At 65.8% G+C, this 25271-nt stretch carries 18 protein-coding genes and 1 pseudogene; 11 read left to right on the top strand and 8 right to left on the bottom strand.

Going from position 1 to position 25271, the window contains the following annotated elements:
* Positions 1-402 (bottom strand): annotated as a pseudogene (locus BRAO375_RS00925) (outer membrane beta-barrel protein); the annotation flags it as partial.
* A 210-nt stretch (positions 403-612) separates the two neighbouring features.
* Here BRAO375_RS00925 and BRAO375_RS00920 point away from each other — a divergent pair.
* The 3 genes from BRAO375_RS00920 (at position 613) to BRAO375_RS00910 (ending at position 3423) form a co-directional block, all read left to right on the top strand.
* Positions 613-1614 carry a KpsF/GutQ family sugar-phosphate isomerase gene (locus BRAO375_RS00920; protein WP_009025564.1) on the top strand — a complete coding sequence of 334 codons (1002 nt, stop codon included), beginning with the start codon at positions 613-615 and terminating at the stop codon, positions 1612-1614.
* 163 nt (positions 1615-1777) lie between these two features.
* On the top strand, positions 1778-2593 hold the full coding sequence (locus BRAO375_RS00915) for an arylamine N-acetyltransferase family protein (RefSeq protein ID WP_009025563.1): 816 nt from the start codon (positions 1778-1780) through the stop codon (positions 2591-2593).
* Between the two features lie 14 nt (positions 2594-2607).
* On the top strand, positions 2608-3423 hold the full coding sequence (locus BRAO375_RS00910) for an arylamine N-acetyltransferase family protein (protein ID WP_009025562.1): 816 nt from the start codon (positions 2608-2610) through the stop codon (positions 3421-3423).
* Between the two features lie 927 nt (positions 3424-4350).
* Here the strand turns inward: BRAO375_RS00910 and BRAO375_RS00905 are convergent.
* Both BRAO375_RS00905 and gltB read right to left on the bottom strand, forming a co-directional pair.
* Complete coding sequence (locus BRAO375_RS00905; protein ID WP_009025561.1) at positions 4351-5799, bottom strand: glutamate synthase subunit beta; 1449 nt, start codon at positions 5797-5799, stop codon at positions 4351-4353.
* A 434-nt stretch (positions 5800-6233) separates the two neighbouring features.
* Complete coding sequence (gltB, locus tag BRAO375_RS00900; RefSeq protein ID WP_009025560.1) at positions 6234-10970, bottom strand: glutamate synthase large subunit; 4737 nt, start codon at positions 10968-10970, stop codon at positions 6234-6236.
* Positions 10971-11532: 562 nt separating this feature from the next.
* Here gltB and BRAO375_RS00895 point away from each other — a divergent pair.
* Positions 11533-12555 carry a hypothetical protein gene (locus BRAO375_RS00895; protein WP_009025559.1) on the top strand — a complete coding sequence of 341 codons (1023 nt, stop codon included), beginning with the start codon at positions 11533-11535 and terminating at the stop codon, positions 12553-12555.
* A 256-nt stretch (positions 12556-12811) separates the two neighbouring features.
* On the opposite strand, the gene BRAO375_RS00890 is transcribed toward BRAO375_RS00895, so the two are convergent.
* Positions 12812-13288, bottom strand: a complete 477-nt coding sequence (locus BRAO375_RS00890) for an Hsp20 family protein (RefSeq protein ID WP_009025558.1) — start codon at positions 13286-13288, stop codon at positions 12812-12814.
* A 193-nt stretch (positions 13289-13481) separates the two neighbouring features.
* Here BRAO375_RS00890 and BRAO375_RS00885 point away from each other — a divergent pair, with 193 nt between their 5' ends.
* Complete coding sequence (locus tag BRAO375_RS00885) at positions 13482-14429, top strand: alpha/beta fold hydrolase (RefSeq protein WP_009025557.1); 948 nt, start codon at positions 13482-13484, stop codon at positions 14427-14429.
* A 70-nt stretch (positions 14430-14499) separates the two neighbouring features.
* Positions 14500-15348: a tetratricopeptide repeat protein gene (locus BRAO375_RS00880; RefSeq protein ID WP_083842412.1), complete on the top strand. Its 849-nt coding sequence runs from the start codon at positions 14500-14502 to the stop codon at positions 15346-15348.
* Here BRAO375_RS00880 and BRAO375_RS00875 read toward each other — a convergent pair.
* On the bottom strand, positions 15338-16048 hold the full coding sequence (locus tag BRAO375_RS00875; RefSeq protein ID WP_009025555.1) for a hypothetical protein: 711 nt from the start codon (positions 16046-16048) through the stop codon (positions 15338-15340). The two genes, BRAO375_RS00880 and BRAO375_RS00875, sit on opposite strands and share 11 nt — an antisense overlap.
* 69 nt (positions 16049-16117) lie before the next feature.
* Positions 16118-17320 (bottom strand): ABC transporter substrate-binding protein, encoded by a 1203-nt coding sequence (locus tag BRAO375_RS00870; RefSeq protein ID WP_009025554.1) that lies wholly within the window; start codon positions 17318-17320, stop codon positions 16118-16120.
* A gap of 147 nt (positions 17321-17467) precedes the next feature.
* Between BRAO375_RS00870 and BRAO375_RS00865 the strand changes: the two genes are divergently transcribed.
* The 3 genes from BRAO375_RS00865 to BRAO375_RS38450 all read left to right on the top strand — a co-directional run bounded on the left by BRAO375_RS00865 (position 17468) and on the right by BRAO375_RS38450 (position 19062).
* Entirely contained in the window at positions 17468-18142 is a 675-nt protein-coding gene (locus BRAO375_RS00865; RefSeq protein ID WP_009025553.1) for a GntR family transcriptional regulator, read from the top strand.
* A 153-nt stretch (positions 18143-18295) separates the two neighbouring features.
* On the top strand, positions 18296-18619 hold the full coding sequence (locus tag BRAO375_RS00860) for an immunity 53 family protein (RefSeq protein WP_009025552.1): 324 nt from the start codon (positions 18296-18298) through the stop codon (positions 18617-18619).
* Between the two features lie 149 nt (positions 18620-18768).
* Positions 18769-19062, top strand: coding sequence for a hypothetical protein (locus BRAO375_RS38450; RefSeq protein WP_009025551.1), 294 nt, complete (start codon positions 18769-18771; stop codon positions 19060-19062).
* On the opposite strand, the gene BRAO375_RS00855 is transcribed toward BRAO375_RS38450, so the two are convergent.
* Together BRAO375_RS00855 and BRAO375_RS00850 are read right to left on the bottom strand one after the other, a co-directional pair.
* The gene (locus BRAO375_RS00855; protein ID WP_009025550.1) at positions 19025-20584 is read right to left on the bottom strand and encodes a TadE/TadG family type IV pilus assembly protein; all 1560 of its coding nucleotides are present in this window, start codon (positions 20582-20584) and stop codon (positions 19025-19027) included. The two genes, BRAO375_RS38450 and BRAO375_RS00855, sit on opposite strands and share 38 nt — an antisense overlap.
* 297 nt (positions 20585-20881) lie before the next feature.
* Positions 20882-22567 (bottom strand): sensor histidine kinase, encoded by a 1686-nt coding sequence (locus tag BRAO375_RS00850; RefSeq protein WP_009025549.1) that lies wholly within the window; start codon positions 22565-22567, stop codon positions 20882-20884.
* A gap of 791 nt (positions 22568-23358) precedes the next feature.
* On the opposite strand from BRAO375_RS00850, the gene BRAO375_RS37835 reads away from it, so the two are divergent.
* Together BRAO375_RS37835 and BRAO375_RS00845 are read left to right on the top strand one after the other, a co-directional pair.
* A complete protein-coding gene (locus BRAO375_RS37835; protein ID WP_175345282.1) occupies positions 23359-23502 on the top strand; it encodes a hypothetical protein in 144 nt (47 codons plus the stop codon).
* A 327-nt stretch (positions 23503-23829) separates the two neighbouring features.
* Positions 23830-24477: a CPBP family intramembrane glutamic endopeptidase gene (locus tag BRAO375_RS00845; protein WP_009025547.1), complete on the top strand. Its 648-nt coding sequence runs from the start codon at positions 23830-23832 to the stop codon at positions 24475-24477.
* Positions 24478-25271: the final 794 nt, after the last annotated feature.

Raw genomic sequence — 25271 nt, 5'->3', positions numbered from 1 at the left:
CGGCAGGGTCGGGCGCAGCTGCCCGGTCAGCTCGCCGGAGGGCCGCGTGCCGGGCCCGGGCGCCGGCTTCGGCCGCGGCTGCGCGGGATAGTATTTGGCCTTCTTGCGGGTGCGGTTCAGCGAATCATAGCCGACATCGGCCGCGCCGCTGGCGGCGGGCACGCCGGGCAGGGGAACGCGGTTGGCGCCCGAGGCAGAGCTGGCCGGAGCACGGGAGGTTGGGACGCCCGGGGTCGGCACGGCATCCGACAGGCTGCTCACCGCCGTCCGCCGCAGCGGCGACTCCTGCGGGGCGAGGAAGCCGTCGCGCACCGGGCGGAGCACGTCGATGGTCTGGGACTGGGCCGCGTGGGGGCCGAGCGCGCCGAGCAGCAGGCATGCGGCAGAGGCGCCGCGTCGCATCGCGCGCCTCACGCGGCCGCTGTCAGGCCTCCACCCCACGATGAAAATACTCCAACAAAATCAACTGCGTCGTCGGGGAGTCCCGCGCCGCCGGCCAACACCGTCGTTAAGGGAGTAAAAACAAATATGGTTAATGGGCTGTTGATGACGCCTTGCCGCCTTACCCATGCTAAAGAGCGGCGCCTGACTGTCTCAGCCTTGGAAGCGCGAATGCCGAGATCGAAGCCGTTGACCGAAGCCCCTCCCGCCAACGCGGACATCCAATCGGCGCTGCGCACGCTGGACGCCGGCAGCAACGGCATTGCCGCGATCTCGGCCGCGCTGCACGGCCCGCTGGGCGCGGCCTTTGCCGCCGCCGTCGAGCTGATCCGCCAGGCCAAGGGCCGCGCCATCCTCACCGGGCTCGGCAAGTCCGGCCACGTCGCGCGCAAGATGGCCGCCACGCTGGCCTCGACCGGCACGCCCGCCTTCTTCGTTCACTCCGCCGAGGCCGGCCATGGCGATCTCGGCATGATCACCTCGGATGACGTCGTCATAGCGCTGTCGTGGTCCGGCGAGCAGCCGGAGATGAAGACGCTGGTCAACTACACCAAGCGCTTTGCCATCCCGATGATCGCGATCACCTCGAACGCGCAGTCCTCGCTGGGGCAGGCGGCGCGCATCGTGCTGGAGCTGCCGAAGGCGCGCGAGGCCTGTCCGCATAATCTGGCGCCGACCACGTCGACCCTGATGCAGGCCGCGATCGGCGATGCGCTGGCCATCGCGCTGCTCGAGGGCCGCGGCTTCACTGCGCTGGAATTCGCCAATTTCCATCCGGGCGGCAAGCTCGGCGCCATGCTCAAGCACATCTCCGACCTGATGCGCTCCGGCGACGCCGTGCCGCTGAAGCCGCTCGGCACCGGCATGGCCGATGCGCTGGAAGAGATGTCGGCCAAGGGGCTCGGCTGCGTCATCATCGTCGACGGCCGCGGCCAGGTCGCAGGGATCATCACCGACGGCGATCTGCGCCGAAAGATGCGCGCCGACCTGCTGTCGCTCTCGGTCGACGAGATCATGACCGCCAACCCGCGCACCGTCCGCCGCGAGGCGCTGGCGTCCGAGGCGCTGGAGATCCTGAACTCCGCCAAGATCACGACGCTGATCGTGACCGACGGCGCCAGGCCGGTCGGTATTCTCCACATGCACGACCTGCTGCGCGCCGGGGTGGCGTGATCTCGATGCCAGGGATGCCGTCATTCCGGGGCGGAGCGACGTCAGTCGCACCGAACCCGGAATCTCGAGGTTCCGGGTTCGCTCGCTTCACTCGCGCCCCGGAACGACGATCGTTCCAATCTGCGCGCGGGCGCGATTATATCGACCGCTGAGAACTGCCGGAATGTCACCCGACTTCAACCTCGACAAATACCTCGCGCGGATCGGTTACCGCGGCCCGCTAACGCCGAGCTTCGAGACCCTCGCCGCGCTACAGGCGGCGCATGTCGATGCCATCGCGTTCGAGGGCATCGATCCGCTGCTCGGCCGGCCCGTGAACATCGATCTCGCCTCGCTTCAGGCCAAGATCGTCGACGGCCGCCGCGGCGGCTATTGCTTCGAGCAGAACGCGCTGTTGAAAGCTGCGCTGGAGACGATCGGCTTTGCGGTCACGCCGCTGTCGGCGCGGGTGCGCTGGCGGCTCGACGCGGCCGCGCCGCATACGCCGCGCACGCACATGATGCTGAAGGTCGACCTGCCGGAGGGACCGTATCTCGCGGATGTCGGCTTCGGCTCCTGCCTGCTCGATACGCCGCTGCGGATGGAGCCGGACATCGAGCAGGCGACAGCGATGGGCACGTTCCGCCTGACATTCTCCGATGAAATGTATTGGCTCGCGGCGAAGCAGCCGACGGGCTGGCGCATGATGTATGTGTTCGATCTGACGCCGCAGATCCACGCCGACTACATGCTCTCCAACTGGTTCACCTCGACCAGTCCCCTCACGCCCTTCACCTCGATGCTGATCCTGGAACGGCTGACATCGGAGCTGCGCTACAAGCTGGTGAACCGCCGGCTGGTCGTCGAGGCGCGCGACGGCGAGATCAGGAGCGAGCAGATCATCGAGACGCCGGAGGCGTTGCAGCGCGTCGTCGAGGAGATCTTTGGCCTCACCTTCCCTGTCCCCGTCGACGCGGTCTGGGCACGGATCGAGAGCTGATGGAAGGCGCTGCGATGGCGGATGAGTTTCAGCTCGCGTCCTATCTCACCCGCATCGCCTATCGTGGGCCGCTTGCGCCGGACCTGCCGACGCTGGCGGCGCTGCAGGCCGCGCATGTCGATGCGCTGCCGTTCGAGGCGCTCGATCCGCTGATGGGGCGTCCGGTCCATGTCGATTTGCCTTCGGTGCAGCAGAAGCTCGTCCACAGCCGTCGCGGCGGCTACTGCTTCGAGCAGAACGTGCTGTTTCAGGCGGCGCTGGAGGCGATCGGCTTCAAGGTCACCGGCCTCACGGGGCGGGTGCGCTGGCGCTCGCAGCCGACAGATCCGCTCGGACCGCGCCAGCACATGATGCTGCTGGTCGAGGTCGACGGCCAGCCGCATCTCGTCGATGTCGGCTTTGGCATCTGCATGATGGACGGGCCTGTGCGGCTGGAGGTCGGGCCCGAGCAGCCGACGCCGATGGGCACGTTCCGCATCGGCACCTGGGACGGGCTCTATACGATCAGCGCCAAGCAGCCGACCGGCTGGCGCATGATGTACGCGTTCGACCTCGCGCCGCAGATCCACGCCGACTATGTGCTCGGCAGCTGGTACACATCGACCAACGCGAACGTGCCGGCCACGCACACGCTGATGATGGAGCGGGTGGAACCGACCGTGCGGCACAAGCTGGTCAGCCGCCGTTATCAGCGGCAGGCGCGCGATGGCGAGGTGATCGAGGAGCGGATCATCGCAAGCGCAGAGGAACTGGGCCAACTCATCGACGAGATCTTCCGGGTCATGCCGCCGGTGCCGGCCGAACAGATCTGGGCGCGGACGACGAACTGATCGCAAGCATCAGCTCTGCGCGAGTTCGATGTTCTGATCCCTGGTCCGGTCACTCGAACGAGCGAAGCCCGATGCGAACTTTTTTGCGTGATGCATCGCATTTGACGGGAATGCCGAGCGCGGCATTGGGTTTATCTTAATAATCGCACTCTTAGGTTGCGGGAGCCGGAGGGGTTCGCCGCGTCCAGCCGTCGAACAATGGGGATCGTCCAGCATGAGCGACATCGTGATGCACGCGACGCGATCAATCCTGCCGAGGACAACAGGGCAGGGCTGCCATCGACGCCAGCCTCATCCCTCCTGACATCAGAGCCGCGCCGCGCGCGGCTCATCCGAGCTGGCCTTGCGGCCAGGACGGGTGGGGGCTTCACGGTTGAAACGTCGACCCTGACGCTTCGACGCTCATCCGATCGATCATGAGACCACGGCCTGTCCTGCCACTTCAGGCCGAGCGGAGACTCACGTCGAGGACGCCCCCACCCCTTTTTGTCTTCCCGTTGTCTGAATAGGCCCGATCTCCCACCGCGCAGACAGTGCGCTCCGCGGCTCCTTGCGGGGAGGGGGGCGGTCCGAGAGTCCCGCTCGACGTGACGAGAGCTGAGGGATCATCCACGGGCTCGCTGTCCGTTTGAGTCGACGACCCCACCACGTCATCGCGAGCGCAGCAAAGCAATCCAGAATCCCGCCCGCGACTCTGGATTGCTTCGCTGCGCTCGCAATGACGGACGTAGCTAGGGTGGAAGCGTCGACGAGAGCGCGACTGCCGCACGTTCAGTTGGAGCGCCGGTGGCCTCCAGGACGGTCGTCGCCCGGAGACCCCACCCCCGACTCCTCCCCGCAAGGGGGAGGGGAGCGCACGGGCGTCGGGGTGGTGGATCGGATCCAACTAAGGACGTAGAGGCCAGATACGCGCGACGTCGTCCGCGCTCAGCGCGGCAGCTCGGTCTTGCCCATCAGGAACTTGTCGACGGCCTGCGCGCACAGGCGGCCCTCGCGGATCGCCCACACCACCAGCGACTGGCCGCGGCGCATGTCGCCGGCGGAGAACACCTTCGGCAGCGAGGTCTGGTAGTCCGAGAGGTTGGCCTTGACGTTGCCGCGCGGGTCAAGGTCGACGCCGAGGCTCTTGAGCAGGCCCTCGTGCACCGGATGCACGAAGCCCATCGCGAGCAGCACGAGGTCGGCATCGAGCACGAACTCGGTGCCCGGGATCGGCTTGAACTGCGCATCGACGCGCACGCAGTGCATCTTCTTCACCGCGCCGTTCTCGCCTTCGAACTTCTGCGTCAGTACCGCGAACTCGCGCACCGCGCCTTCGGCCTGGCTCGACGAGGTCCGCATCTTCAACGGCCAGTTCGGCCAGGTCAGCGCCTTGTCCTCGCGCTCCGGCGGCGCCGGCATGATCTCGAGCTGGGTGACGGAGAGGGCGCCCTGGCGCAGCGAGGTGCCGATGCAGTCAGAGCCGGTGTCGCCGCCGCCGATCACGACGACATGCTTGCCGCCGGCGAGGATCTCGGTGGCGTTGACCGGCTCGTTGCCGACGCGGCGGTTCTGCTGCGGCAGGAAGTCCATCGCGTAGTGAATGCCGGAAAGATCACGGCCGGGGATCGGCAGGTCGCGCGGCGCTTCCGCACCGCCGGTCAGCGCCACGGCGTCGTAATCCTTCAGCAGCGACTTCGGATCAATCCCGTCCTTGCCGCCGACATGAGCTCCGTAGTGGAAGACGACGCCTTCGCCTTCCATCTGCGCGATGCGGCGGTCGATGATGCCCTTCTCCATCTTGAAGTCGGGAATGCCGTAGCGAAGCAGTCCGCCGGCCTTGGCGTGCTTCTCATAGACATGCACCTCGTGGCCGGCGCGCGCGAGCTGCTGCGCGGCGGCGAGACCTGCGGGGCCGGCGCCGACGATCGCGACCTTCTTGCCGGTCTTGACCGCGGCCGGCTCCGGCTTCAGCCAGCCGTTCTCCCAGGCCTTGTCGACGATGGCGCATTCGATCGTCTTGATGGTCACCGGATTGTCGTCGATGTTCAGGGTGCACGATGCCTCGCACGGGGCGGGGCAGATGCGGCCGGTGAACTCCGGGAAGTTGTTCGTCGAGTGCAGGTTGCGCGACGCCTCTTCCCAGTTGCCGTTGTAAACGAGGTCGTTCCAGTCCGGGATCTGGTTGTTGACCGGGCAGCCGGTGGTGCCCGGCGCGGCCGAGCCGGTGCCGTGGCAGTAGGGAATGCCGCAATTCATGCAGCGCGCCGCCTGGTCGCGCAGCTCCTTCTCGGAGAGCGGCACCACGAACTCGTTGAAGTTCTTCAGCCGCTCGGCAACCGGTGCGTACTTGCGATCGTGCCGCTCGATTTCGAGAAAACCTGTGACCTTGCCCATGACCTACGACGTCCCTTGTCATCGTTTCCGTCATTCCGGGACGGCGCGCAGCGCCGGACCCGGAATCTCGAAGTTGTGGCGCGAGATTCCGGGTTCGCGCTGCGCGCGCCCCGGAATGACGCCGTCTCTTAGACCCTCGTCCTGAGGAGCGGCGTCTTCGCCGCGTCTCGAAGGATGAGGCCCGTCTCTCACTTCGTCATTGCGAGGAGCCCACCGGGTCTCGCCTTCGGCGAGCCCGATGACGGGCTCCGGCGACGAAGCAATCCAGACTTTCTTCCTGGCCCTGGATTGCTTCGCTGCGCTCGCAATGACGTCTCACTCTTGACCCTCACCCTGAGGAGCGGCGCTTGCGCCGCGTCTCGAAGGGCGAGGCCCCGCTCTCGGCCTCATGGTTCGAGACGGCGCTTCGCGCCTCCTCACCATGAGGAGCAACCTCAAGCCCCGATCGCGATCTTCGGCTCGGCGTCGGCGTTGGCCGCCATTTCCTTCAAAGCGCGGCGGTACTCGACCGGCATGACCTTGCGGAACTTCGGCGCAAACTCCTTCCAGTTCGCCAGGATGTCGGCGGCACGCTTGGAGCTGGTGGCCTTGGCGTGACGCGAGATCAGGACGTGCAGGCGCTCGACGTCGGACGCCAGCAGGTTCTTGAACACGTCGACACGGCCATGCGCCTCGAGGTCGCCCATCTGGTGATAGGAGGCCTCGGCGATCATCTCCTCCGACAAGACAGGCTCGAGTTCGACCATCGCCATGTTGCAGTGCTTGTCGAAGTCGCCGGCCTCGTCCAGCACATAGGCGACGCCGCCCGACATGCCCGCGGCGAAGTTGCGCCCGGTCTTGCCGAGCACGACCACGATGCCGCCGGTCATGTATTCGCAGCAATGATCGCCCGCGCCTTCGACCACCGCGACGGCGCCGGAGTTACGGACGGCGAAGCGCTCGCCGGCGATGCCGCGGAAGAAGCACTCGCCGGAGATGGCGCCGTACATCACGGTGTTGCCGACGATGATCGACTCCTCCGGCACGATGCCGGAGTTGCGCGGCGGCTTGACGATGATGCGGCCGCCCGACAGGCCCTTGCCGACATAGTCGTTGCCTTCGCCTTCGAGTTCGAAGGTGACGCCGTTGGCGAGCCAGGCGCCGAACGCCTGGCCGGCGGTGCCCTTCAGGCTGACATGGATCGTGTCCTGCGGCAGGCCGGCATGGCCGTAGATCTTGGCCACCGCGCCGGAAAGCATCGCGCCCGCCGAACGGTCGGTGTTGTTGATCTCGGCCTCGATCTTGACCGGCGCGCCGCGGTCGAGCGCGGGCCTAGCCTGCTCGATCAGTCTGCGGTCGAGCACGGCGTCGAGATGATGATCCTGCTTCTCCGAGTGGTAGATCTTCTGGCCCGGCTCCTCCTTCTGCTTCACGAACAGCTTGGAGAAGTCGAGGCCCTTGGCCTTCCAATGCGCCACCAGCTTGGACTGGTCGAGCATCTGCACCTGGCCGACCATCTCGTTGAACGAGCGGTAGCCGAGGGCTGCCATGATCTCGCGGACCTCTTCGGCCACGAAGAAGAAGTAGTTGATGACGTGCTCGGGCTGGCCGGTGAAGCGCTTGCGCAGCACCGGGTCCTGGGTGGCGACGCCGACCGGGCAGGTGTTGAGGTGGCACTTGCGCATCATGATGCAGCCCGCCGCGATCAGCGGCGCCGTGGCAAAGCCGAACTCGTCGGCCCCGAGCAGCGCGCCGATCACGACGTCACGGCCGGTGCGGAAGCCGCCGTCGACCTGGACGACGATGCGGCTGCGCAGCCGCTCGCGCACCAGCGTCTGATGCGTCTCGGCGAGGCCGATCTCCCACGGCGAGCCCGCATGCTTGATCGAGGTGAGGGGAGAGGCACCGGTGCCGCCCTCGAAGCCCGCGATCGTGACATGGTCGGCGCGCGCTTTCGCAACGCCGGCGGCAACCGTGCCGACGCCGATCTCGGAGACCAGCTTGACCGAGACCTGACCGTCGGGATTGACGTTCTTCAGGTCGTAGATCAGCTGCGCGAGATCCTCGATCGAGTAGATGTCGTGATGCGGCGGCGGCGAGATCAGGCCAACGCCCGGGGTCGAGTGCCGCACCTTGGCAATCGTCGCATCGACCTTGTGGCCGGGCAGCTGGCCGCCTTCGCCGGGCTTCGCGCCCTGCGCCATCTTGATCTGCATCATGTCCGAGTTGACGAGATACTCCGTCGTCACGCCGAACCGGCCCGACGCGACCTGCTTGATCGCCGAGCGCATGGAGTCGCCGTTCGGCAGCGGCTTAAAGCGGTCCGCTTCCTCGCCGCCCTCGCCGGTGTTCGACTTGCCGCCGATCCGGTTCATGGCAATCGCGAGCGTCGTATGCGCCTCGCGCGAGATCGAGCCGAAGCTCATCGCGCCGGTGGCGAAGCGCTTGACGATCTCCTTGGCCGGCTCGACCTCGTCGAGCGGGACCGGCTTGCGCTTGTCGTCCTCAGCCGACTTGATCCGGAACAGGCCGCGCAGGGTCAAGAGCCGCTCGGACTGCTCGTTGAGCAGCTTCGCGAACGCCTGATAGCGGTCCTTGGAGTTGCCGCGCACGGCGTGCTGGAGCGTCGCGACGGACTCGGCGGTCCACGCATGGTCCTCGCCGCGGGTGCGGAAGGCGTATTCGCCGCCGACGTCGAGCGCGGACTTGTAGACCAGCGCGTCGCCGAACGCGTCGCGGTGACGGCGCGTGGTCTCCTCGGCGATCTCGGCAAGGCCGACGCCTTCGACCCGGGTGTGGGTGCCGGCGAAGAACTTCTGCACGAACTCGGCACGGAGGCCGACGGCGTCGAAGATCTGCGCGCCGCAATAGGACTGGTAGGTCGAGATGCCCATCTTCGACATGACCTTGAGCAGGCCCTTGCCGATCGACTTGATGTAGCGCTTGACGACCTCGTAGTCGCTCAGCGCGCCCGGCAGCTTGTCCTTCAGCGCGATGATGGTCTCGAAGGCGAGATAGGGGTTGATCGCCTCGGCGCCGTAGCCCGCGAGACAGGCGAAGTGATGCACCTCGCGCGGCTCGCCGCTCTCGACGACGAGACCGACCGACGTGCGCAGGCCGGTGCGGATCAGATGGTGATGCACGGCGGCGCAGGCCAAGAGCGACGGGATCGGAATCCGGTCGTTCGACACCATGCGGTCGGACAGGATGATGATGTTGACGCCCTCGCGGACGGCTGCTTCCGCACGGCCGCAGAGATCGTCGAGCACCTGCTCGAAGCCGGCGGCGCCCAGGCTCGCGTCGAACGTGGTGTCGAGCGTGCGCGAGACGAAGTGGCTGTCGGAGACCTCCGAGATCGAGCGGATCTTCTCCAGGTCCGCATCGGTCAGGATCGGCTGATGCACCTCGAGCCGCTTGGTCGAGGCGACGCCTTCGAGATCGAACAGGTTCGGGCGCGGGCCGATGATCGACACCAGGCTCATCACCAGCTCCTCGCGGATCGGATCGATCGGCGGGTTGGTGACCTGGGCGAAGTTCTGCTTGAAGTAGGTGAACAGCAGCTTGGGCTTGTCCGACAGCGCCGAGATCGGCGCGTCGTTGCCCATCGAGCCCGTCGCTTCCTCGCCGGTGGCGGCCATCGGCGTCATCAGGATGTTGATGTCCTCGGCCGTGTAGCCGAACGCCTGCTGCCGATCCAAGAGCGGCAGGTTGGTGCGTGCACCCTTGGTCGGTGCGTCCGGCAGCTTCTCGACCTGGATCTGCGTGCGGGCGAGCCACTCGGTGTAGGGATGGCTGGCGGCAAGCTGTGCCTTGATCTCGTCGTCCGGAATCAGGCGGCCCTGCTCGAGGTCGACCAGCAGCATCTTGCCCGGCTGCAGACGCCACTTGGTGACGATCTGGTCCTCCGGGATCTTCAGCACGCCCATTTCGGACGCCATCACGATGCGGTCGTCCTTGGTGACGAGATAGCGCGCCGGCCGCAGGCCGTTGCGGTCGAGCGTGGCGCCGATCTGGCGGCCGTCGGTGAAGGCGATCGCGGCCGGGCCGTCCCACGGCTCCATCAGCGCGGCGTGATATTCGTAGAACGAGCGGCGCTGCTCGCTCATCAAGGGATTGCCGGCCCACGCCTCCGGGATCATCATCATGACCGCGTGCGGCAGCGAGTAGCCGCCCTGCACCAGGAATTCGAGCGCGTTGTCGAAGCAGGCGGTGTCGGACTGGCCTTCATAGGAGATCGGCCAGAGCCGGCTGATGTCCTTGCCGAACAGCTCCGACGACACCGACGCCTGGCGCGCCGCCATCCAGTTGACGTTGCCGCGCAGCGTGTTGATCTCGCCGTTGTGCGCGATCATGCGATAGGGATGCGCCAGCGACCAGGTCGGGAAGGTGTTGGTCGAGAAGCGCTGATGCACCAGCGCCAGCGCGCTCTCGAAGTCCGGCTCGTGCAGGTCAGCGTAGTACTTGCCGAGCTGGTCGGCCAGGAACATGCCCTTGTAGATCACGGTCCGGCACGACATCGAGCACGGGTAATAGCCCGACATGCCGCGGTCGCGGCGCTGATAGATCGCCTGCGAGATCGACTTGCGGAGGATGTAGAGCTTGCGCTCGAACTCGTCCTCGGTCTTGGCGGCGCCGTTGCGGCCGATGAACACCTGCATGCTGCGCGGCTCGGTCGGCTTGACCGTCACGCCCAGCGATGAGTTGTCGGTCGGCACGTCGCGCCAGCCGAGCAGCACCAGGCCCTCGTCCTCGATCTGGTCGGCGATGATGCTCTTGATGACGTTCCGCCAGGCCTCGTCGCGCGGCATGAACAGCGCGCCGATGGCGTATTCGCCGGGGGCAGGCAGCGTGAAGCCGAGCTCTTTCGCCTTGCGCGAGAAGAAGGCGTGCGGGATCTGCACCAGGATGCCGGCGCCGTCGCCGAAGCGCGGGTCGGCGCCGACCGCGCCGCGATGCTCGAGGTTGCACAGGATGTTCAGCGCGTCGGCGACGATCTGATGCGACTTCTGGCCCTTGATGTTGGCGATGAAGCCGACGCCGCAGGAATCCTTCTCCTGCGCGGGATCGTAGAGACCCTCGGCTTCAGGGCGCCACGTATGCAGCTCGCGGGTGATCTCGGCCGGTTTTTCGTGCGAATCCACAGCCAGCACCGCGCCGCCCAACTTCCCGTGCTCGACCTTCGATCCGCTCATATCCGTCCCCATCAGTTATTGGTCAGGGCCTTCACCACAGTCCGGTACACAGTCCGGCGCACCCCGGGCGCTGCGCGGGCCCCTCTCCGGAGCCAACGCTCGTCCTTCTCAGCGAGCCGCATTTGCAGAATTCAGGCCAGTCACCGGGGGACCACGTCCCCGCTGGATGACCACGGCCTGTTCATGTCACAACGCCCCAGATCGCAAGGTCATTGGGCGCCGTAACATCATTGCAAAGTCTCGGTCACCTTTGCAACGAAATTTTAGACAGCAATTCTGTCCTAAACCGCAACTTGCCAAACTTTAACCTATCACACAAGCGCCGCGGAGTCCTGCGGTCTGACCCCCAAGAGGTTCGTGTTCCCCGGCGAATCTTCCGTTTTTGCTCGGATCGAACGACGCGAACCGCCCGGCCGATCACGTATGGCGCGCAATTTTGAAACCTTTCGCCCTGTTCCCGCCCCGTCTCCGACCCAGGACCGCCGGAATCAGGGCGGAACGTCAGCGCACTTGAGAAGAAGCGAACAGCTTCACGTGCGGGGGCATGCAGGAGCTTTGAGCCATGAAGTTGCTAGTTGGAGCCGTCTCAGCCGCGTTGATCGCGACGTTTGCTGCCGCGCAGGCCGAGCCGCTACCACCGGCGGGTTTCCGCGGGCCGTATCGGGCCGTCTCCGATATCGATGCGCCCTATTCCGAGGCGCCGCCGCCGGCCGTGATCCCGGCACCGCCGCCGCGCTACGGCTACGGGCCGGGCTCGGACTACGGCTATCGGGAGCCACGCTACGTGCCGCCGGCACCGGTTTACCGCCAAGACAGCTATCGTGACAGCTACCGGGAGGGCTATCAGCAGGACTATGGCTATGCGCCCGCGTTCCTGCCGGTCCATGAGGTGTATGCCATCCTGCGCGACAACGGCTTCTCGCCGCTCGGCGCGCCGCGGCAGCGCGGCAATGTCTATGTCGTGGCGGTGCTCGACCGCGAGGGCGAGGACGGCAAGCTCGTCGTCGATGCTCGCTCCGGCCGCATCATCCGCTTCGTCCCGGCCTTGCAATGGGGCGAGGACTACGAACGCATGCGCTTCGAGCCGCCGCGCGGCGGCCTCGACCGCCTGCCGGCCCCGACCGTGATCCGGGCGGATCCGCGGCTCGTGCCGCCTGCAGCGCCGCGAGTTGCCAACGCGATGCCGGCGCAGCTGCCGAAGGTTCCGACTCCGGCAGCCCGGCCCATGGCGCCCGCGCCGCAGACGGCCGCGCTCAACCCCAAGCCTGCCGAGGCGGCCAAGCCGGTTGCGCCCAAGCCGGCGGAGATCAAGCCGGCCGAGGCCAAGCCGGACGTGAAGCCGGTCGAGACGAAGCCGACTGAGGCCAAGGCGGAACCGCCGAAGGCGGGCGAGGCGAAGCCGGCCGAGGCCGAGGCAAAGGCGCCGGAGGCGAAAGCGCCGGAGGCGAAGCCGGCGGACGCCAAGCCTGTGCAGTCGGCCGCGGCCGCACCGCAGACGACCGGCTCCGTGACCCCTCCGGTGGCGAAGCCTGTGCCCCAGATCCTGCCGACAGCGAAGATGCCCCCGGCGCAGGGGCTGGATTGACGATTGCGAGCAGTTGCTGCCGCGCTGCTGCAGTCCAGTCCCCACAGCTGTCATCGCCCGGCCTTGACCGGGCGATCCAGTCAGCACCGGCATCTCGGTTCATCACGACCGACGCGGCGTACTGGATGCCCGCCTTCGCGGGCATGACAGCGTGCTTGGAGAGGCCGCAATCGCATCAGAGCAGCCCAATCAACAGCACAAAAAAACGCCCCGGTTTGCCCGGGGCGTTCGTGTTCTGAAGAGATCGTCGTGCCGATTACGCGGCGGCCTTCTCGGCCGAACCCTCGATCGCCGGCTGCTCGGTCGTCGCGTTGGTCGAGATCGGAATCGACCGCGGCTTCTTGGCCTCGGGGATCTCGCGTACGAGGTCGACGTGGAGCAGGCCGTTCTCGAGGCTGGCGTTCTTCACCACCACGTGGTCGGCGAGCTGGAACGAGCGCTCGAAGGCGCGGGCGGCGATGCCGCGATAGAGCACTTCGCTCTTCTTGCCGTTCTCGTTGGCGGCCTTCTCGCCCTTGATCGTCAGCGTGTTTTCCTTCGCGACGAGGGAGAGCTCATCCTTGCCAAAGCCGGAGACGGCGACGGTGATACGGTAGGCGTTCTCACCGGTGCGCTCGATGTTGTAAGGCGGATAGCCGGGGCTGGGCTCGGCGGTGGCCTGGTCGAGCAGCGAAAACAGACGGTCGAAACCGACGGTGGAACGATAGAACGGGGTGAGATCGTAGGTACGCATGGTCAAAGTCCTCCATTGAGCGACTGTTAGGCAAACCCGCCCGCCATCGGGCCGGGCTGTCGTGCAGCCGTGACGGCCTGCACATCCCCGATATGGTTCAGACGCCTGGACGTTCAAGGGTCTCCCAAACGGGCTCTTTTTGCTGTTCCACCCCTTGATTCCCTCGGCCTTTCACCTATTCGATGGGCGCCTCATGACGCTCGTCTCGATTCCCGCCAATCCCGTCCCCGAAAACGCCACCGCCGGCACCATCAAGACCCCCGATGGCGCCGAGCTGCGCTTTGCGCGTTGGGCCCCGCCGACTGGGCGCAAGGGCACCGTCTGCGTGTTCACCGGCCGCAGCGAGATGATCGAGAAGTACTTCGAGACGGTGCGCGATCTGCGCGACCGCGGCTTCGCGGTCGCGATCATCGACTGGCGCGGCCAGGGCCATTCGTCGCGGCGCCTGCGCGATTCCCGCAAAGGCTATGTGCGCTCGTTCTCCGACTACGAGCTCGATGTCGAGACCTTCATCACCGAGGTCGTGCTCCCGGACTGCCCGCCGCCCTATTTCGCGCTGGCGCATTCGATGGGCGGCACGGTGCTGTTGCGGCTCGCGCATTCCGGGAAGCGCTGGTTCGACCGCGTGGTGCTGTCGGCGCCGATGATCGACCTGCCGGGCAAGCGCACCTCGCTGCCGGCGCGGCTGCTGCTGCGCGCGATGCGCGTGGCGGGGCAGGGCGGCCGCTACGTGCCGGGCGGCAATGACGAGATCAGCGGGCTGGCGCCGTTCGTCAACAACCCGCTGACCTCGGATCCCGTGCGCTACGCCCGCAACGCCGCGATCCTCGAGGAGGATCCGACACTCGGCATCGCCTCGCCGACGGTGGCCTGGGCAGATGCCGCGTTCTCGGCGATGGCGACCTTCCGTGGCATGACCTATCCGTCGCAGATCCGCCAGCCGATCCTGATGCTGGCGGCGTCCAGCGACACCGTGGTGTCGACCGCCGCGATCGAGGAGTTCGCCTATCACCTGCGCGCCGGCTCGCATCTCGTCATCGCCGGCGCCAAGCACGAGATCCTGCAGGAGCAGGACCGCTACCGCTCGCAGTTCTGGGCCGCCTTCGACGCCTTTGTGCCGGGCACGCCGCTGTTCGGCTGAGCGGACGTTGCTGGACACGTCCGGGCTTCGCGGGCTAGACCCGACGGATCATCTCCACGCGTTGTCGATCGTGAGCAAGACGCAGAACAGGTTGCAGGCGCAGGCCCTGCAGGAGGCGATCCACGCGCTACGTGGGCGGCAGTTCGCGCGCGCCGAGCAGATCGCAGCGTCCATCCTGCGCACCGCGAAGACCGATCGCGCCGCGCTGATGGTCTACGCGCATGCGCTGCTCGCCCAGCAGCGCGCCGGCGAGGCGGTCGCGCCGCTGGAGAAGGCGGCGCTGCGCGGTCCTGATCCGGAGCTGGAGATGTTGCTGGGCGCGGCGCTTTGCGAGTCGCGCCGTGCGGCCGACGGCATCGCGCTCTTGCGCAAGACCGCGGCGCGGCGGCCACCGTTTTTGCCAGCGTTCCAGGAGCTGGCCGGGCGGCTGGCGAAATCAGGCCGGCTCGGTGAAGCCATCGGCATCATCGAGGAGGCGCTGGCGCTGACGCCGGACAGCGTCGACCTCAAGCTCGATCTCGGGCGGCTCTGTCTGCAGGCCAATCAGCGCGCCCGCGCGCGGGACAACTTCGCCGCGGCGCGCGAGGCGGCGCCCGGTCGTCCCGACATCCTGATCGAGCTGGCCTGGGTGCTGTTTCTCGACGGCGACTACGCCGAGGCGGCCGGGACCTACAAGCACGCGCTGGGCTTGCGTCCCGAGGACACCCAGACCCGCGCCAATCTGGCGATGTGCCTGATGGAGCTGGGCGACCGCGCCGGCGCCGAAGCCGCGCTGCGCACGATCATGCGCGGCCGGCCGCATCTGCTCAGCCGCGCCGCCTATACGATGGCCGTGAGCTCGCACGGCCGCTTCTTCTTCCGTCCGAGCGACGCCGCCAGATTCCTCGGTGCCGATGGGGCGGGGGCGATCAAGCCCTGAACTGCTTGCGATACAGGCCCTGCTCGCGCTTCAGCGCGTCGCGCACGGAATGAACCTCCGCCACTTCCTCATCGGTGAATGCGGAGGTCTGCAGCGTCCACGCCTGCCGCTTCACCGGGATGCACTGCGCCACCGGCGTGCCCTTGGGCAGCACGCCGCGAAACGACATGTCGTGCCAATGCGCCGGGAAATGCACGAAGCTGTCGTGGAAGCGGTCACTGTCGACGAGGCCCGTCACGGTGGTGAACGGCAGGTCGAAGCGGTTCAGCGGATGGGTGAACAGCAGCGACCAGCCCGCGGGCGCTTCGATCGTCCAGAGATTGTGAAACTTCAGCAGGAAGCGGTCGGCCTCGAACAGCGGCGAGCCCGTCACCTGCGCCACATCGTGAAAGCTGACCGGCGAGCGCGGGAAGTCAATCGCGCCGCCTGACGGCAGCTCATTGTCCCAGCTGATGCCGCCGTCCTCGACCCTGAGGTCGCAGACCAGAGGAATCAGAAAGCCCGCCGTCATCGCGTCGATGAACGGCGGACAGCGCTTGACGGTCTGCTCCTCCGCCTGATTGAGCTGACTGAACGCCGTCGCCGGCATCGCCTTGACCCAGTCGGGAATTCCCATCGGCGCCGGCACCGGCTGCGGGATCAAGCCTTCGAGCTCGCGGGGACAGCGGAATTTCAGCGTGAGCGGATCGGTCTCGGACATCGGCGCCGCGGCTCTCCTGTGGTCGACAGGAGAGGTCTAAGCCCTCGGCGCCGAAACGCCAAGACGCCGCTACTTGGTCGACAGCACCTTCCCGAACCGTTCCCACTGCTTGCCGGTGAAGCGCATGAACTGCACCTGCTCGACCGGCAGATGGTCGCTCTCGCCGGTGTTCACCCTGATCCCAGGCAGCAGCATCGGCAGCTCCAGGTCCTTGATCGACAGCGCCTGCTTGAGGATGTTCTCGCGCGACAGGTCGTTGCCGGCGGCCTTCAGCACGTGCTCCAGCACCATGCCGTTGTTGTAGCCGTTGACGTAGTTGGAATCGCGGACGTCGCCGTCCGGCACGTATTTGGCCATGAAGTCGCCCCAGCCCTTGACGCCGGCATCGTCGGCCCAGGCCGGATCGAGCGGGTCCTTGACGTAGGCGGTCGAGATGATGCCGGTGCCGGCCTCCAGGCCAGCCGGCTCCATCACCGAGGATATCCACACCGAGACGTTGGTCAGGAACGTCATCGGCCGCCAATTGATCTCATGGGTCTTGCGGATCGCCTGGGCGGCGAATTTCGGCGTCGCGGCGATGATCAGCGCGTCGGCGCCGCTCGATTTCAGCTTCACGATCTGCGAGTCGATGGTCGGCTCGGTCGCCTCGTAGCTCGCCACCGTCACCGCGGTGTCGAAGCGCTCGCCGAGCACGTCCTTCAGCCCGGCGAGATAGTCGCGGCCGAAATCGTCGTTCTGCGCCAGGATCGCGAACGTCGCATCGGGCTTCTTCTGCAGCGCGTAGCGCGCATACATCCGCGCCTCGTTGCGGAACGGCGCCATCACGCCCATCAAGGCGAGCGGAAACTGCGCGGCATCGCCGAACTTCGAGGCGCCCGAAGCGACGAACAATTGCGGCACCTTCTTGCCCTGCAAATACTTTGCGATTGCGGTGTTGTGCGCGGTGCCCATGGTCGAGAAGATGAAGGAGACCTCGTCGCTCTCCACCAGCCGCCGCGTCTGCTCCACCGTCTTCGGCGGCACGTAGCTGTCGTCCAGCGAGAGCAGGTTGACCTTGCGGCCGTTGATGCCGCCACGGTCGTTGACCATCTTGAAATAGGCCACCTCGCCCTTGCCGAGGATGCCGAAGGCCGACACCGGCCCGCTATAGGGCATGGTCTGGCCGATGCGGATCTCGGTGGCGGTGACGCCGGGCTGATCCTCGGCACGCCCCGGCGACGCCAGCATCGACGACACGACGATCAGCCCTGCGGCTGCGATGGCCTTGCGCATGATGTCCTCCCTGAAAGCCGCGCTGGCGGCGGCGTTTTGCTGGGCAGCTTAGGCCGGTCCCGACGGACGCGGCAACAAAAATATATTTTCTTCTAAAAATCTATTTTCTGGAAGTCTGCTATGGTGCCGCGTCCCATCGAGTGCCCCATGTCCGGAAGTGCCACCCAGGCCGTCTATGAGCTGCTGCGCGCCAACCTCCTCGCCGGCCTGTATCGGCCCGAGGAGAAGCTGAAGATCAGCGAGCTCGGTGCCGCCTTCGCTGTCAGCACGGGCGCGATCCGCGAGGCGCTAGCCCGGCTGACGGCGGAGGGACTGGTGACGGCACTGCCGCAGCGCGGCTTTCGCGTCGCGCCGGTGTCGGCGGCCGATCTGCGCGATCTCACCGACATGCGCATCGAGATCGAGACCAAGTGCCTGCGCCGCGCCATCGAAAATGGCGACATTGGCTGGGAGACGGCGGTCGTGGCCGCGCATCACCGCATGGCGGCGACGCCGATCGCGGCTGCCGACGGCAGCTTCTCGCCGGCCTGGACCATCGCGCATGGCGAGTTCCACGCCGCGCTCGCGCAGGCCTGCGGCAGCGTCTGGATGATGCGGGTGCGCGATCTCCTGTTCGTCCACAACGAGCGCTATCTCGACCTCGCCCGCAAGACCGATCGCGGCAACCGCGACGTCGCGCGCGAGCATCGCGAGTTGATGGAGGCGGCGCTGGCGCGCGACGCCGAGCGCGCGGTGACGATCATGACCGCGCATCTCGCCAAGACGCGGGACACGATCGAAGCGGCCCTGCTCGCCGCGGCAGCGATGACCGAGGCGAGGTAACGGATAGGACAGCATGTCCGGAGACTGTGCTCTGGCGGCTCTCGCGCACATCGGTCGCTTGCGTCATCCTCTTCCGGCCGCGCCGGATGCGCGCCACGGATGTCTTCGGCCCGATCGATCGCGGGCCGCAGCCGCCAACCGACGAGATTGCCGATGCGGGATCAGCGCGAGCCTCTGAAGGCCCTTCAGGACTGGTACGCCTCACAATGCGACGGCGAGTGGGAGCATCAGTACGGGATCAAGATCGGGACCTTGGACAACCCGGGATGGACGCTGCGAATCGACCTGTCCTCGACGGACCTGGCGGTGCGCCCATTCACTGAGGTGAAGGTTCAGGGCGACGATGACGACGACTGGTGCCACTGCCGCGTACGCCGCGAGGTCTTCGAAGCCTTCTGCGGCCCCAATCATCTCGGCGACGTGATCTCGATCTTCCTTGCCTGGGCGATCACGGCCGCGCGCGAGGCGCAGCATTGAGAGCGACGCGGCAGGTGGGATTCAGTTCTGAGATGCGCCCTCCGCAACCGAAGCCGGCAGAGATGTCGGAGGTATTTTAGTAGTCCTATGTGCAAGAACCGGTGTAAGGTCGGACCTTGCTCTGTCAGCATCGCCGGTGAGGCCGCGTCGTGGATCAGTCAGAAAAACATCGCAGGTTCTACGCCAGGCTGATCTGTACCGCCGCCAAGCTCGATGATCCCAGGATCGAGGAGGCGTTCCGCACCGTCAGGCGCGAGCCTTTCGCGGGACCAGGTCCGTGGTGGATGATCATCGGCGGCCATGCCTATGTGCAGACGCCCGACGATGATCCGGCGTTTCGCCCTGGAACGCCGGCGTGGCGGGACATGATCGCTCAACCAAGCGAGCATGGTCCGGCGCTTGCCTTCATCGGGTCAGATGCGCCTCGGAGACGGCATGATTGAACATCGCATTCAGCGCCGCCGTGATGTCCGCCGGCGTGTTCGCGGTGTAGAAGAAGCCCGGCGACGCGCAGGCCTGCAAGCTCGGTGGAATGTTCGGGATATTGTTGTTGGCGTAGTCATCCTCGTCGCCTGCGAAGGACGCATTGACCGGATTGATCGTCTGATAGGGAATATAGAGCACCGAGATGATGATCCCGCGGTTCTTCAACGGCGTGCACGATGTGGCCGCATTGATCGTGGTCGCATGATTGCTGCCGGACCATGAGCCGTTCGGGACTCCCTTCACCTGGGGATCCTGCGCGCCGTCGGTGACCAGGAAGACATAGGGCAGGGTGTTGGTCGTGGCGCTTCCGTCCCCCACACTGACGATCAGGTTGTTGACGCTGGCGAGCGCTGTGTCGATGTGCGTGCCGCCGGAGCCGAGTGAGGTGTTGGTGTTGGTGTCGAGCAGGGTCGCGAGGTTCGCCGCAGCATAATTGATGGTCGTGGAATCGCTCGTCGAGCCGCTGATGTTGCTGGTCAGCGGATAGTAGCTATAGAGATAGCGAATGAACGGATACAGTCCGATCCGGAACTGGTTGGTGACCTTCTTGGTGTTGTTCGCGGTCGTGAACAGTTGATTGACGGCGTAGCCGACGGCGTCCAGGCGCAGCTGGATGCAGTCGTCCGTCCCGTCGGTCGGGCAGTTCGCCACTGTCGGCAGCTTGTTGTACAGCGAGTTCGGCAATCCGGAGACGATCGATGGCGGCAGCTGGACGCCCTTCGGGTAGTTCTTGTTGGTGGTCAGCAGGCTCTTGTAGCCGCTCTGGCTGACCCGCGAGATCGCATAGCCGAGGCAGTAATTGTTGGTCGGATAGCCCTGGGTCCCAGAGTCTGTGCAGGCGCTGTTCTGCGGCGAGAAGTGACACGCGAGCGTACATCCGGTCGGATATTGCCGGTAGTTGTCAGGGCTGATGGCCTGCATGCGCTGGGCTTCGGCCGACGTCGACGGCAGGCCCATCGATCCCGAGACATCCAGGGTGAGATAGAAATCGAGATACAGCGGCAAGGTGACGGACGACGAGGAGCTGCCGCTGACCGTCAGATTCTGATAGCCGATCACCGTCAGGAACGTGGTCGGCACCGCGGCGGTGAATTGGACCTGCGAGGACAGCGTGGACTTCGTCTTGGTCACGGTGCTGGTCGTGGAGGTCAGGGTATAGCCGCCAAACGTCGAGGCGTTGCCCTTGAAAATACTATTGGCTTCGTTGACCCCCGCGGTCACCGTTCCGTCCGCCGTCATCGCCATGGCTGCGGCATAGCCGGCCGAATTGACCGAGATGGAGGCGATGCTCGCGGCATCGGCGGCGGACTGCAGCTTCACCTTCAATCGCATCGCCATGGAGTAGTCGGTCGCACAGCCGATCGCCGTCAGGATCGGCAGCAGCGCCAGCGCGAACGTCGCCGCGATGTTGGCCTTGCGGTCTCCGAGGAAGCGCGCAACGAGTGCGGTCGCCCGGCTCTCTGGTCGGTTGGTACCCACGCTTGACCTCCATGATCCGGCCCGTCGAAGCCGGTCTCCGCTCTTTGTTGGGCCGTGCCTGATACCGATCGTCGATCGTCGGTCGCCGCGCCGATCCGAATCCGCACAACAGCCGCCAACGGGACTGCGCTGCGACAAAACATCGCGCCCCTGTGTTGCAGTTCGGTTTATTTCACTGAAGAGTTGCGCGGTCGCCAAATACCGCTTTGCGTGCCGATCCGGCTGTCTCTGCGCAAAGGCGAGCGTGGCAGCAGGCGAGTCTGCTCAAGGGCGGCGCAACGGTCGGCTGCCGGGAGCTCACCCGGTCAAGCGGGTTTCGCGAGCACCTTCGTCGTGAATGCCGAACTGCATCGTGCAGCGCAGGCCGCCCGGGTCGAAGTCGAGCGCAACGGACCACCCGCTCTCGGCGCCGAACATCCGCGTGATCATCTTGGTGCCGAAGCCGCGCCGCGTCGGCTTGCGCACCAGGGGCCCATCGCGCTCGACCCACATCAAGCGCACGAGGCCGCTCTCCTGGCTTGTCCAGGCTATGTCGAGCTTGCCCGAGGGTGTGGAGAAGGCGCCGTATTTGGCGGCGTTGGTGCTCAGCTCCTGAATGGCCGCCGCCAGCGCCAGCGCAAGCTTGGGCGGCAGCAGCAGGCTCGGGCCGCTGATGGTCAGGCGGTCGGCGCCGGCATAGGGCGCCAGCGTGCGGTCGACGATCGCCCTGACGTCGGCGCCCACCCAGTTGTTCTCCGTCAGCAGATTGTAGGCCTGCGAGAGCGCGAGGATGCGGCCTTCGAAGGCCGCGACATAGTGATCGACGTCGCTGGCGCTCGAACGCGACAGCCGCGCGATCGACTGCACCGTGCCCAGTGTGTTCTTGACGCGGTGGTTGATCTCGTCGAGCAGGTCACGCTGCTGCTTCAGGGCGCTCGCCAACTCGCCGCCGACGCGATGAAGCACCTGCTTCATGCGATTGACCTCTGCGATCCGCCCCTTGTGGGGCGCGGCGACGCCGGCCTGCAGACCTGACACGTAGCGCTCCAGATCAGAGAACCCGGCGAGAAGGCGACGACCGAGCAGCCGCGCCAGCGCCATGCTCAGCGCGAAGGTGAACAGGGTCAGCGCGACGATCCATTCGATCGTCCGATGCAGCGGTCCATCGATGGCATCCCGAGGCACCGCCAGATTGATCGTCCAGCCACTCTGATCCGAGCGCAGCAGCGATGTGTAGGTCGCAACCCCGGACCGCGAGACGGCCTTGATCCACCACGCCGAGGCCTGCCCGATGTGCGATCTCACGGCCGGGATGGTCAGCTGGCCGATCAGGTCGTCGTCGCCCAGCAGCGGTCGCCGAGCCAGCAGCAGCCCCTGCTGGTCGATGATGCTGCCGACCAGCCCCGCAGACACGTAGTCGTCCATCAGCGACGACAGATATCGCGGCGAGAGCCCGACATTGAGCGCATAGCGGACCTGCCCCGCAACCTGCACCGGCACCGCGATGGTGACGATGGGCTGACCGTCGACCACCGCCTTCTGCAGGCCGGACACCTGCGGTCGGCCGGTCTCGATCGCCCGGCGCTCGGCCTCGAAGGCCGTGCGTTTCGGCAGCGGCGTTCCGGGATCGAGCCGGGTGTTGACGAGCTGCTGTCCATCGGGCTCGTAAAGCGCAATCGCCACCCCGCCGATCAGCTTGACCGCGTCGATCGCGTGGTCCCTGAACTCGGCGAAGCGTCCGTTCGCCAGCAGCGGCGACAGCGCGAGGACCTGCAGGTCCTCGATGATGTTGGCGACACGGAGCTCGGTGGCGTTGCGCATCAGCCGAAGCCGGTCTTCATACTCGACCTTGCGGTGTTGCGACGATTCCGAAACGAAGTGATAGGCGAGGAACGCCGCACAGGCTGTGATCGGAATGGAGGTCGCTAGCGCAAGGATGAGGAGATAGGCCGAGATGGGCCAGATGCCGGAGTTCCCGGCGAGCCGCAATCCCCAACGAAACACGACGTCTCCTCCCCTCGCGCCAATCATCGCACGGGTCGCGCACGCCGCGACAGATCAGCTCTGAAGGGCAGAGCCTTTGCTCGTACCGAACCCGAACTCATGTTTGGAACTCTTGTTCCAGCGAGTCTGACGCGCTTCAGCCGCTGCTGACAAATCGCGTTGTTGCACGCGTCTGTCAACAGCAACCGGAGGTGCAGCATTCGCACCAGACGCTGTTCGCCTCGAGCATGTCGATCTTCGCGACGTCCGAGAGTCCGATGGCGAACCGGTCCGCGACATGAGCCAGGCCTCGGCACTCGCATGTAGAACCTCCACGCGTAGTTCGCCTGCTTGGTCAGGATGCCCCGACAACGAGGTCAGCCCATCCAGTTAGTTGGACGACGCTGCACCTGCTTCTGGAGTCTCGGTTTTCTCACCGGCCATCAGCATGGGGCATCCCGCAGGTCCGGTATCCAGCGTCAGGAAGGTCTCGGCGCGCTACTCGCCCTGATACGACTAATCATCTCACGCCCGCGAAGGTCGTGCGCTGCCCCGGAGCCTCCGCTCCGTAGGGCGCGAGTCTGAGTGTCTATTCAACCTTCTCGTGCGCAAACACCTTCCTTGTTGTTCAGGCTCATGCGCGCGCTGCGAGCGTTAAGGCAGCTTCATACCGGCCCCGGGGCGTATTCAAGGATGCGTTCACCAAGCGCCCGCGCTTCACGGCGTCTCTGCAATGTCGGAAACCTGCTGGTAACGCGCCATCTCCCTTAGTGCCGTCACTTCATAAGTTTCAGGAGGAAACGATTATGTTGATGATGATCGCACGAAAGCTCGTTGGACCCCATGCACTCAATTCCGGCTTCGGCCTGGTGACCATGTTCGCGCTCACCGGTGTCGTCGCTTCTCTCGTGCTGGTTCAGCACGGCGTGAACATCTTCCCGACCGCGATCTTCTGATCGACGGCTCTCCCATCGTGCTCCCGCTCAAGACGAGTTGGGAGCCGGTCCGACGGATCTGGGCATCGCGCGGATCACTCGCCTGATCGCAATTCCATCAACGACTGACTCGCCGTAGCGTCGGGCTGTCCCGGTGCTCCGGCGCGCCTGTCGATTGGTGGAAAGCGGCCCTCCGCTGCTTGGATCAGAAGGGCTGTGCGGCGCTTACTTGCCTATCCTGTACGCACGCTTTCACCGACACATTGACTGCTCACGCCCGTCGCGAATACCGTTCGCGCAGTCGCTTGTCTCCGGTCCTCCGGCGGCGAGTTGTCGGAAAGCAGTGTCGTGCGCGAGATTGAGAGCCCCAGGGAGACGCCAGCAAAGGCTCACGCAGTTGCGTGGCTGGCAGTCGTCTTCATCCCTTTGATCGCATCTCAGTTGCTGAGGTTGCACCAGCACGAGCCGTTCGGTTGGATCGCCTGGGACTACGCCGGTCGGCTTGGTGCGCTTATGATCGCTGCTGCGATCCCAGCTGCGCGAGCAGTCGCGTTCCGAGCGGAAGAGAATCAGTTATCCGGTTTGGAGATCGGGCTCTGGGTTGTCGGCCTCTCGTTCGTTGAGCGCTTCAGCCAACCGGTGAGGCTCTTCATGACCACAAATTTTCCAGGCACAGTCTTCGGGACCTACCCGCGCCCCAGCGGCTGGCTTTATTTCTTCGATCTGGTGTTCGGGCTGGCGCTGGTCGCACTCACCGAGGAGATCGTCTTCCGCCGCTGTGTCGAGCACGTGCTCCGGATGTGGCTGAGCGGTCGCATTCTGCTCGTCATGGTTTCGTCTCTTCTCTTCGGGGGCTACCATTGGTGGAGCGGGCTTGGAAACGTCACGACGGCCGCGCTGCTCGGAGCAGGTTTCACGCTGATGCTGCAGCGATCGGTGGCGTTATGGCCGGTGGTCCTTGCGCATTATCTGATCGACCTGGTCGAGTTCGCCTGAGGCGACCTGATTTGCCCGACGGGCACGCCGCGCCAAAACCTGTCCAGCCCTCCCGCGGAAAATATTCCGATTTACGAATTTCGGAATTGGTGTAGTCTGCCCGGCGTCCGGTCTCCGCGAGGAGGGGCGTATCGCGGTCGTCACGAGCGTGGGAGGCTGGATGCGGTGGGCGCAGCGGGTCGCAGCGTGATCATTCATGCCGACGAACGATCCGATGCGCACGGCGAAATCGCGTGGTCCTGGCGCCCCGACGCTGGCGTCAAGCTCGCGTGCTCCTGATGAGGCGCGCGGGTGACGGTGGCTATAAGCCCGGACACCGGGGAGAGCGCGTATAAGCCGTAATGCCATCGCGCAGGGAAGGCCGGGTCTGTCCGGCTGAACCTGTGGTTCCTGCCCCGTGCATTCTTGTCGCACGGGGACCACGGGCCTCAGTCGAGGTCCGGCCTTCCCTGCACCCTCCCGTTATCGGCGGAGGGCGAGGATGCGCAAAGCTCGGGCGGATGCCGTCGCGAGAGCGCGATCCCGTGTGCCAATAGCTGTTTGACATGTGTAGGAACACCATAGGGTGGACAAAGGCCGTGCGATGTCTTGCGGCTTGCTTCGCTGCCGGCGTGCCGTGCCCACCATCTGATCCAGGATCGACGCGTGGGCCCGTCGCGCGACAGATTTGCGTTGGATGCGGCTACGTGGAGCGCGCCCCCTTTGTGCCACCCTGCGCACCATCAGACTCATCACAGCGGCGACTGCTTCTGGAGCATGAGCGCGGTGCACATGACTGCGCCCTCTCCCCCCTT

This window comes from Bradyrhizobium sp. ORS 375, assembly GCF_000239775.1.
Lineage (GTDB): Bacteria > Pseudomonadota > Alphaproteobacteria > Rhizobiales > Xanthobacteraceae > Bradyrhizobium.
Note: the sequence above shows the minus strand (reverse complement) of the source record. Positions and strands in the feature narration are given on the sequence as shown.

Bases quoted from the DNA above. Each gene is read 5' to 3' on its own strand.
- BRAO375_RS00860 (WP_009025552.1), top strand. From the start codon at position 18,296: ATGCGGGATCAGCGCGAGCCTCTGAAGGCCCTTCAGGACTGGTACGCC.
- BRAO375_RS00885 (WP_009025557.1), top strand. From the start codon at position 13,482: ATGACGCTCGTCTCGATTCCCGCCAATCCCGTCCCCGAAAACGCCACC.
- BRAO375_RS00870 (WP_009025554.1), bottom strand. From the start codon at position 17,320: ATGCGCAAGGCCATCGCAGCCGCAGGGCTGATCGTCGTGTCGTCGATG.
- BRAO375_RS00915 (WP_009025563.1), top strand. From the start codon at position 1,778: ATGTCACCCGACTTCAACCTCGACAAATACCTCGCGCGGATCGGTTAC.
- BRAO375_RS00905 (WP_009025561.1), bottom strand. From the start codon at position 5,799: ATGGGCAAGGTCACAGGTTTTCTCGAAATCGAGCGGCACGATCGCAAG.
- BRAO375_RS00875 (WP_009025555.1), bottom strand. From the start codon at position 16,048: ATGTCCGAGACCGATCCGCTCACGCTGAAATTCCGCTGTCCCCGCGAG.
- BRAO375_RS00920 (WP_009025564.1), top strand. From the start codon at position 613: ATGCCGAGATCGAAGCCGTTGACCGAAGCCCCTCCCGCCAACGCGGAC.
- BRAO375_RS00910 (WP_009025562.1), top strand. From the start codon at position 2,608: ATGGCGGATGAGTTTCAGCTCGCGTCCTATCTCACCCGCATCGCCTAT.
- gltB (WP_009025560.1), bottom strand. From the start codon at position 10,970: ATGAGCGGATCGAAGGTCGAGCACGGGAAGTTGGGCGGCGCGGTGCTG.
- BRAO375_RS00895 (WP_009025559.1), top strand. From the start codon at position 11,533: ATGAAGTTGCTAGTTGGAGCCGTCTCAGCCGCGTTGATCGCGACGTTT.
- BRAO375_RS37835 (WP_175345282.1), top strand. From the start codon at position 23,359: ATGATGATCGCACGAAAGCTCGTTGGACCCCATGCACTCAATTCCGGC.
- BRAO375_RS00865 (WP_009025553.1), top strand. From the start codon at position 17,468: ATGTCCGGAAGTGCCACCCAGGCCGTCTATGAGCTGCTGCGCGCCAAC.
- BRAO375_RS00890 (WP_009025558.1), bottom strand. From the start codon at position 13,288: ATGCGTACCTACGATCTCACCCCGTTCTATCGTTCCACCGTCGGTTTC.